General features: G+C 59.8%; 9 protein-coding genes. 5 read left to right on the top strand and 4 right to left on the bottom strand.

All coding sequences use genetic code 11. From position 1 onward, the window contains the following. The 3 genes from tnpB to AKL29_RS24650 all read right to left on the bottom strand — a co-directional run. Positions 1-304: IS66 family insertion sequence element accessory protein TnpB (tnpB, locus tag AKL29_RS24655; RefSeq protein WP_050385979.1), on the bottom strand; the 304-nt coding region annotated here is incomplete at its 3' end. Further along, entirely contained in the window at positions 298-717 is a 420-nt protein-coding gene (locus AKL29_RS46730; protein WP_082190697.1) for a transposase, read from the bottom strand. The genes tnpB and AKL29_RS46730, both read right to left, overlap by 7 nt. A gap of 50 nt (positions 718-767) precedes the next feature. Beyond that, the gene (locus AKL29_RS24650) at positions 768-1,244 is read right to left on the bottom strand and encodes an Lrp/AsnC family transcriptional regulator (RefSeq protein WP_050385978.1); all 477 of its coding nucleotides are present in this window, start codon (positions 1,242-1,244) and stop codon (positions 768-770) included. A gap of 1,866 nt (positions 1,245-3,110) precedes the next feature. Between AKL29_RS24650 and AKL29_RS24645 the strand changes: the two genes are divergently transcribed. From AKL29_RS24645 to AKL29_RS24625, 5 genes are all read left to right on the top strand, one after another. Further along, the gene (locus tag AKL29_RS24645; protein WP_063779940.1) at positions 3,111-3,968 is read left to right on the top strand and encodes an ABC transporter permease; all 858 of its coding nucleotides are present in this window, start codon (positions 3,111-3,113) and stop codon (positions 3,966-3,968) included. After that, on the top strand, positions 3,965-4,786 hold the full coding sequence (locus AKL29_RS24640; RefSeq protein WP_050385956.1) for an ABC transporter permease: 822 nt from the start codon (positions 3,965-3,967) through the stop codon (positions 4,784-4,786). The genes AKL29_RS24645 and AKL29_RS24640 overlap by 4 nt, the downstream gene beginning before the upstream one ends. A 7-nt stretch (positions 4,787-4,793) precedes the next feature. Further along, positions 4,794-5,933: an ABC transporter ATP-binding protein gene (locus AKL29_RS24635; protein WP_063779939.1), complete on the top strand. Its 1,140-nt coding sequence runs from the start codon at positions 4,794-4,796 to the stop codon at positions 5,931-5,933. 138 nt (positions 5,934-6,071) lie between these two features. Beyond that, positions 6,072-6,482 carry an NUDIX hydrolase gene (locus tag AKL29_RS42220; protein ID WP_152977757.1) on the top strand — a complete coding sequence of 137 codons (411 nt, stop codon included), beginning with the start codon at positions 6,072-6,074 and terminating at the stop codon, positions 6,480-6,482. Further along, positions 6,475-7,578 carry an NAD(P)/FAD-dependent oxidoreductase gene (locus AKL29_RS24625; protein WP_050385954.1) on the top strand — a complete coding sequence of 368 codons (1,104 nt, stop codon included), beginning with the start codon at positions 6,475-6,477 and terminating at the stop codon, positions 7,576-7,578. Before AKL29_RS42220 ends, AKL29_RS24625 begins: the two co-directional genes overlap by 8 nt. Before the next feature lie 197 nt (positions 7,579-7,775). Here AKL29_RS24625 and AKL29_RS46725 read toward each other — a convergent pair whose 3' ends face one another. Next, entirely contained in the window at positions 7,776-8,066 is a 291-nt protein-coding gene (locus AKL29_RS46725) for a CoA transferase (RefSeq protein WP_082190696.1), read from the bottom strand. Between the last annotated feature and the right edge of the window lie 422 nt (positions 8,067-8,488).

Here is an 8,488-nt window from a genome sequence, read left to right as displayed (position 1 = left end):
AATCCATGCCGGCCAGAAGCGCCGACAACTGCGCTGCGTTCATCCGCCTGACGCCGTCAACAACCGGGGGCCACTTGAAGGCGCCGCTCTCGAGCCGCTTCCAATACAGAACAAGGCCACTGCCATCCCAGACGACGATCTTCGCCCGATCAGCGCGCTTCGCACGGAAGACCACCGCCACGCCCTTCATCGGATCGTGGCCCAGCGTCTCCTTCGCCAACAGCGCCAGGCCATCCGCGCCCTTCCGGAAGTCTACAGGTTGGGTCGCAACATAAATCATGAGGCCAGCGGGAGCCGTCAGCATAAGCGTATCCGGCGCAACGCCACAAACACATCACTCAGCACGGTAGGCCCAGGCGTTCCGCGCACCTCCACCCGTGCACCCAGGAACTCAACCGTAACAGCAGCTGCTTCCGGCGATCCGGAAGGCTCCGCAGCCGCCGGTAGCGACGATTCCGACACCAACGACCCGAACGACAATGCATCCGCTGAAGCCGGCAGCGCCAATCGCCCCGAACGCGCCCGGCGCCGCCAGTCATGCACCTGCTGGGGCCGGCAGCCATAGCGGCGTGCGATATCTGTCACAATTGCGCCCGGCTGGAGGCTCTCCACAACGATCTGCACCTTCAGCTCATCCGGCCAGCGCTTTCGGACCCTCGAGTCCGGCGCGGGACGGCCACGGCGCTCCAGCGACAATCGAGCGCAAAAGGACAGCATAAAGCATTCAAAGCCTGATTAGCTTCATACTCGTGGGGCGAGAAACTGAATCAATCCTCCGGCGGTATCTCAATTGGAACGGCAAAGCCGACCTTGACGCGGTCTACTATTACCATCGTCTTGACCGTCTTAATTTCCGAGTTCGCGTAGAAGAAGCGGCGAGTGAACTGCTCATAGTCTTCCATGCTTTGCGCGGTGATGTAGAGGACAAAGTCAGCGTCGCCGGTCACGTAAAATCCATTGACAACTTCAACAGACGATTTGATCGCCTTCTTGAACCTATCGATTATGTCTGAACGCTCTCGCTCTAGGCTCACTAGCACAAGCATTTGGATCGGGTTTCCTACCGCCTTCGGCGAAACAATTGAGACGTCGGCCTCGATAATACCTTCCGAACGAAGTCTCTTTAGTCGTCGTTGACACGCGGTAGCGGAGAGCCCGGCCATTTCGCCGATCACCTCCGAAGTTAGACGATTGTTCTTTTGCACGATCTCAAGGATACGGGCGTCTATTCGATCGTATTGCATGATCGGCTCCAGATGATTCTCACCGCAAATCGACTGCCGGAAGCCGGAAACCGTTTGGATCACAGGAGAATGCGACGAAAATATCATTGCAACACCAGCATCTTGAATGCAAAGGCAATTTCAACGGGCCGGGGATAAATGATCACTAAAGCGGGGGGCGACCGTCTTGGGCAAGCCTCAAGTGGGGATTCTTATCGATGCACGTCACGGCGGACGTCGTGATCGTCGGTGAGAGGCGATCTCCACCGTGTGCAGCAATGGCTTCAAGCCTCCGACGGACTCTCACGATATTGACAATGTTGGGTTGCCGGCACAAGGTTCTACTCTCCAGTGCGGCCACGTGCGTACCGAACTGAGCTGCCGAAGCCGCATCTAGCTGCGCCTGCTGCCAGATGAAACTGTACTCGGTGAGGTGCGTGCGGGAGGAGGCCACGCTCTCGCCCGAGGGTCTCTTGGTTGAGCAAGGGCCACGAAGCGCGCAAGACCACTCTCCGTGTCTCGGAGAGCACGTGCGAAAAGCCGGCGCGAGAGACTGACTGTGGACGTTGTCAAGAACCACTGTTTACACAAATGTGCTCAGCGTCTCTTGATTGCTCCGGTCAAGCCATACTTGGTGCTACGACAGCGGTCGGAACAGAGAACGATCTTCTCGCTAGCGCCAACGCGTGTCTTCCGATGACCCGAACAAAGTCGGTCGCGTATGCGCGCGTTGATCGATGAGCAGGAGCCTGCTGCATTAGACAGACCAGTTTCGGCGACGCGGAGTACGCGGCCAAGAAGCGGACGCGCCGCGGGCTCTTGGCGCGGGATGCCGATCGTGCTTGGTGCGCACCTTGGTAGCCAGGCCGGCCAACTAGGCCTATCTGGAGCGCGCCCGATGAGTGGCTGCACGGCAAGATAGGTTCACGCCGATGCCACAGCGGCGCGGACGAGCGCAGCCGCCGACGCCACTCGTTCGTGTTCGGTACGGCCGCGCGAGCTAGTAATGAAGCCTACAGGCGGACTTGTTCAGACCCTGCCGAGACAATGTTTTGACGCCGCAAGCAGATTGGCACAATACGGGCGGCGGGCCTGGTTGAAGTGCGTGCGCATCAACCGAATTTCATCCGCGCGATTGCGCACTCTCTGACGGGCACGCGGGTTTGCGTCCTCGGGGGTACCATCTAACATTGCATTCGGCCCGCAGCGCATCTCATGGGTGCTGATCGCTAGCCCCGTCTGGTGCCGCTCCGGGCCATTCGGCTGATCGCCGCCGTTGGGACGTTTTGGCCTTGCCCCAATCGCGGTGACGTTATTTTGCGATGCACCGGGCGCAATCGTCACGCTGGCGAAACAGGGTTTTGACAAACCAGCAGGACCAAGTTCGGAACATTCTTCCGGGCTCAAATTTGGACCTGTCGATTCACTCGCCGATCGCGGCCGGGGGCTTGTGCATGATTGCGCTGCATTCGTTCAGGCGCTGCCAGCTTCCGGAGAATTCCGAAGGGGTTCGATTGTCAGGTACAATCCCGAACCTATGATCAACAAGATGATTGTAGGCCGATCAATACGCCAACCGGCTACTAGTCTTCCGCCATTGGCCCACTTCTCTAGGCCTCGAACTAATAGAAATCCCTCTTTTTTGCAGTATTTCTGCAATCTTGAGCCGATTTACGCGGTCTTTTCGCCTCGGACCGCTTTAGAGTATTCTGTGCGGGGTTGCCGAGGCAGCCCATCGTAACAGCTCACTGATGTGCGCGACACGAGTCTGCCGGCTCCTGCGCTGCAACAGCGAGGCCTGCTCTGAACATACGCTCGAGCCCTCCCGGGAACGCGAGCTAGGCACCAGAGACGGTGAATCATATTTTCGCGTTTTGGGAGGAAGGCATGAAGCTTACGCGCGGAGCCGCGCTTGTGCTCGGCTTGGTGGTTGTGGTGTACGGCGCGTTGATGCTGTATCCGCTCCTACGAGTCTTCGAGGATAGTTTTCGTGAGTTTATCCCAGGCCGCATTGGCTCCGCGGCGAATGCACCGTTTACTGTAGCCAACTACACGGACCTTTTGCACCCGGCATACGTCTCCTACTTCTGGGACACGTTCCGGATTGGCCTTATCTCCTCATTCCTGGGAGTGCTGCTGGCGTTTCCGATTGCCTACTTTGTTGCCCGTCGGCGCTCGGATTGGCTTCGGAGGACGACCATCGGATTCCTCATCACGCTGATGTTCTTGAGCGTGCTAGTGCGCGTCTACGCTATCGAGCTGTCCTTCGGTCCGGTGGGATTTGCGTCCGAAATCGCTCGTCTGTTTGGTGAGACGAGCGGGAGCCGCTTTTACATCGAATTCATGATCGTGCTCGGACTGCTTCACTATGCGGTGCCCATGTCTGCCCTCGTGCTCATCGGTGCGATCCAGAACGTCAATCCGCGGCTCATTGAGGCGGCGCAGTCGCTCGGCGCGGCCCGCTGGAAGTCCCACCTTGCGGTCTCGGTGCCGCTCTGCGCACGCGGCCTCCTCTCTGCATTCCTGGTCTCTTTCACACTGTCGATCAGCGCCTTCATCGTCCCGATGGTGCTGGGACGCGGCAAGGTCATGTTCGTCTCCAATCTGATCTACAACCGGTTCAGCGAGCTGGCAAATTTCCCCAGCGGATCGGCCGTCGCGGTCGTAATGCTGGTCATTTCGCTGGTGGTGATCTACATCGTGTCCCGGTTGACCAGCGGCGACTGGGAGCGCGCCGTCCGATGAAGCGCCTCGCCGACAATGTTCTGGGCTTATTGGTAGTGTGCCTGTCCGCCGCCACCATAGCGTTCCTCGTCACGCCACTGTTGATCGCTACCGTCATGTCCTTCGATTCGCGGGACTTCCTGGGCGCGTTTCCTCCACCCAGCTTATCGCTGCAATGGTACGTGGGCTTCTTCTCAGATGCGTCTTATCTCAAAGGCCTGCAGGTCAGCTTGATCTTGGCGCTGGCGGCGACCGCGTTGTCGTCCCTTATCGGCGTTGCAGCGGCGTTCACGCTCGACCGCTACACGTTTCCCGGCAAGGACACTCTCTCCGCCTTCTTTTTGTCGCCTCTTGTCGTTCCTCACGTCATCATTGGATTCTCACTTCTGCTGTTCTTTTCCGCGATCGGCGTGTTCGACGGGTGGGTCCGCCTCATCGGTGGTCATCTGATCATCACGGTGCCCTATGTGATCCGAACGACTCTCGCGAGCCTAGTGGGAATCCGAAAATCGCTGACGGAGGCCGCTCTAATCCTCGGTGCCACGGAGCGTCGCTCTTTTTGGAAGGTTACTGTGCCACTAGCAAAAACTGGTATTGCCGCTGGCGCAGTCTTCGCTTTCGCCTACTCAATGGATGATGTCTCGGTCAGCCTATTCCTGACGGGCCCGGACTTCTACACGCTTCCCGTGGCCATGACGACCGCGATGCGCTCTGAATTCGACCTGCGCATCGCTGCGGCGGCCGTTTGCCTCATTGTTCTCACCATCGCGCTGATTTGGGTCCTAGATCGCGTCGTAGGCCTGGATAAAGTGATCGGACAAGGCGTTTATCATAAGTAAGGATCCCATGACTGTATTGGAACTCAGCACCGTCTCGAAGCGCTATGGCCAAGAGTTGGCCGTGAACAACATCTCCTTTCAGGTCGAGGAGGGGTGTATCGTATCACTTCTCGGGCCGAGCGGCTGCGGCAAGACCACGACGCTGCGCCTCGTCGCGGGCTTTGAAGTACCGGATGGCGGAGACATCCTCATTCGCGGCGAGAGCGTCCGCAGGAAACGTCCATACGAGCGCAATGTGGGACTGGTCTTTCAAGACTACGCGCTTTTCCCTCACATGAGCGTGGAGGCAAACATTGCCTTTGGCTTGCGCGAGCGCGGCGTCCCCTCGGCCGAGTTTCCGGCGCGAATTCGTTCCGTCCTCGATCTCGTGAAGATGCCCGACTACGGTAAGCGCAGCCCGCACCAGCTGAGCGGCGGCCAGCAGCAACGAGTAGCGCTGGCACGCGCGCTGGTGACCCAACCCTCCCTCCTGCTTCTGGACGAGCCGCTCTCCAACCTGGACGCCAAGCTGCGAGATGCACTGCGAGTGGAGCTTAGGCAAATCCTGACCTCGGCGGGCATCACCACCATTATCGTGACGCACGACCAGTCAGAGGCGATGAGCCTCGCGGACCACATCATTGTCATGAACAAGGGCCGGATCATGCAGCGGGGATCGGCCGAGGAGATCTATAGCGCGCCCGCGAGCAAATTCGTTGCCGATTTCATCGGGCAATCGAATTGGTTCACGGGCCGGCTCGACGGTGGCCGGTTTGTAACCGAGGATGGGCTGTCCATCGTAATCGCAGGCAAGGCTCCCAGCGGCGCTGTGGAGCTTGGCATCCGGCCCGAGCGCATCGCCGTGCGGACGAAGGGCGCCACCGCCGCGGTCGGCGTGAACGCACTCGAGGGCGTGATCGAGAAGACGGAGTATCTTGGCTCGACCATCCACCACTGGGTTCGCTTCGCCAATGGCCGCAGAATCCATGCCGTCGTGCAAAACAACGGCCAGTGTTTCGCGCGGGACGGCGAAAGCATCCGGGTGGAAATTCGACCGGAGGACTGCCTCTTACTCGCACCAGATGAGCAGGCCTCCTGCGAACCCCGCCGTGATCGTCTCATCTGCACCGATGTTCTCGCTGAAAGCGAACGGCGAAAAGTGTCATGATGAGCCCCGTCGCCGTGTGCTGTTTAATGGGTATAGGCCTCATACACGAGTTTGACCTCCATCTTTCAAACTATGCGGCTGCTGCGATAGCTGCGGCCTGGTCGGCCGCACGAATCGGGCCCCGGGTGTGTCATCGACATGAGCACGTTCGATTGTCCGGTCTCGACACAATCATACCCCGCTGACCGCTATTTCTCCGATCGAGATCTATTGTTGCCAGTCTGCGATGCAGTGACTATGGTTATGGTTCGCGACGGCACGAGCGATCCCGAGGTGTTCCTGTTGAAACGCCACAGCATGTCCGATTTCCTAGGTGGTGTGTACGTCTTCCCTGGCGGCAAGGTCGACACTCATGATGTTGATGCCGCAGAAGTCCGCCAGCGCCGCTTTGATACACGCTTCTTCCTCGCGCGCGTGCCTCAGGGGCAGCAGGCGCGAACTGACGATAGTGAGACACCGCACAGTGCCTGGCTCACGCCGTGCGAAGCCCTTCGCTACAAACCGGCCAACCAAGCTCCCGTCACAGAAGTCCTGCCCGGCCATGGATAGAGTCGATTGCGTCGTCATCGGAGCCGGCGTGGTCGGACTCGCCGTGGCGCGGCGTCTGGCGCAGGCCGGGCGCGAGGTCATCGTGCTGGAGGCGGCGGAAGCCGTCGGCACTGTCACCTCCTCGCGCAACAGCGAGGTGATCCATGCTGGGATCTACTACCGTGCCGGGAGCTGGATGGCGCGCTTGTGCGTCAGCGGCAAGCAGGCGCTCTACCACTACTGCGCCGATCACGGCATCCCGCACAAGAATTGCGGCAAGCTGATCGTCGCGACCTCTCCGAAAGAGACCGAGAAGCTGCAATCGATCAAGGTGCATGCCGAGGCCAATGGCGTGCTCGACATGCAGATGCTTTCAGGCGACGCGGCGCGTGCGCTGGAGCCGGCGCTTGCCTGCGACGCGGCCCTACTGTCGCCCTCGACCGGCATCATCGACAGTCATGCTTACATGCTGTCGCTGCGCGGCGAGGCCGAGGAGCGAGGCGCCTCCTTTGCGTTTCACACGCCGCTCATTCGCGCCAAGGCGACAGGCGGCGTCATCGAAATCGATGCCGGCGGTGAGGTGCCGATGACGCTGCTCTGCAACCTTCTTGTGAACTCTGCCGGGCTTTCGGCGACGGCGATCGCGCGCAATGTCGACGGCATGCCGCCAGACCTGATACCGCCGGCCTATCTCGCCAAGGGAAACTACTTCAGCTGCAGCGCCAAGGCGCCGTTCTCCCGCCTGATCTATCCGGTGCCCGAGCCCGGCGGACTCGGTGTGCATCTGACGCTGGACATGGCGGGCCAGGCGCGCTTCGGCCCTGACGTGGAGTGGATCGAAACGATCGACTATGCCGTCACTGCCTCGCGTGCCGAGCGGTTCTATCCAGCGATCCGCAGATACTGGCCAAGCCTGCCTGACGGCGCGTTGATACCCAGCTATTCCGGCATCCGGCCGAAGATCGTCCCGCCGGTAGCGGCCACGCAGGATTTTCTGATGCAGGGCCCCCGCGACCATGGCGTCGAGGGCCTAATCAATTTGTTCGGCATCGAGTCGCCGGGACTGACGTCCTCGCTTGCGATCGCCGACCACGTCGCCGAACTCGCAGACGTCTGAGTCTCCGTGATGAATCCGCACTTCAATTCGGCACGAGCTGAAGTCCGAGGGTGAGTTGGACGAGGAGTTGGCGCAAGCTCCAGCCCGCGGATTCAGGGCCGTGTCATTCTCCGTGCTACCGGTCGTACGCGGCGACCCTATCTCAAAGGGTCATGCAAACCGACGTCCCTGCGACGTGCAGAGTCATGTTTCGAACCTCACGGCCCGATCGCCCCCAGCTCATGTCGATGACGGACCCGCGGCTCGATTGCGTGCGACCGACCAGGGCTGCTACAATCGCAGCAACCGCATAGACGGCGGAATGTCCCGATCAGCACACCAGCTAGTCCCGGTTCTCCGGTCAGACCCATGACCCCCGTGATCGTCTGCGCAAGGAGATCGAAAACCGGCTCGTCCCGCAAGCGGCCGCCCTGGCCACACCCGGAGATCGAGCAAACGACCAGCTTGGGATTGAGTTCGCGAAGCGCCTCGAGCCGAACCCGAGTGATTCAAGCCGCCACGGGACAACACCGTCGTCGGCGCAACTAGTCTCGGACCCGCTCGAGGCGCTCGTAATTTCCATCACCTAGTTGGACGTCCACGTAAGCGTCAATCAGATTGATCATGCGATTCACCTTGGACAGGGTCCCAAAATCGGTAGAGCAGACTGTTATTTTGCAGGGATTCACCATGCGAGAGCCGATTTATGCGGTCTTTCCGCTTCGCCACAATTTATAGTTCCGTGTGTCAGATTGCTTGAGCTAGTCCGATCCTAAACTGCGGTAGGATGCCGCTTGAAAGCATGTGCATCCAAAAGGAGACAGGCCATGGGAGTGACGCGCAGAGAAGTTCTCCAAGGAGCAGCCGCGCTCGGCCTTGCTTCATCCTTGTCTTCTGAAGTTCACGCAAAAGAAACCCTCACCGTGTTGGC

Source organism: Bradyrhizobium pachyrhizi, from assembly GCF_001189245.1.
Classification (GTDB): domain Bacteria; phylum Pseudomonadota; class Alphaproteobacteria; order Rhizobiales; family Xanthobacteraceae; genus Bradyrhizobium; species Bradyrhizobium pachyrhizi.
The sequence above is the reverse complement of the archived record's forward strand: the minus strand, read 5'-3'. Positions and strand labels throughout refer to the sequence as shown.

Bases quoted from the DNA above. Each gene is read 5' to 3' on its own strand.
- AKL29_RS24645 (WP_063779940.1), top strand. From the start codon at position 3,111: ATGAAGCTTACGCGCGGAGCCGCGCTTGTGCTCGGCTTGGTGGTTGTG.
- AKL29_RS24635 (WP_063779939.1), top strand. From the start codon at position 4,794: ATGACTGTATTGGAACTCAGCACCGTCTCGAAGCGCTATGGCCAAGAG.
- AKL29_RS24625 (WP_050385954.1), top strand. From the start codon at position 6,475: ATGGATAGAGTCGATTGCGTCGTCATCGGAGCCGGCGTGGTCGGACTC.
- AKL29_RS24650 (WP_050385978.1), bottom strand. From the start codon at position 1,244: ATGCAATACGATCGAATAGACGCCCGTATCCTTGAGATCGTGCAAAAG.
- AKL29_RS46730 (WP_082190697.1), bottom strand. From the start codon at position 717: ATGCTGTCCTTTTGCGCTCGATTGTCGCTGGAGCGCCGTGGCCGTCCC.
- AKL29_RS42220 (WP_152977757.1), top strand. From the start codon at position 6,072: ATGAGCACGTTCGATTGTCCGGTCTCGACACAATCATACCCCGCTGAC.
- AKL29_RS24640 (WP_050385956.1), top strand. From the start codon at position 3,965: ATGAAGCGCCTCGCCGACAATGTTCTGGGCTTATTGGTAGTGTGCCTG.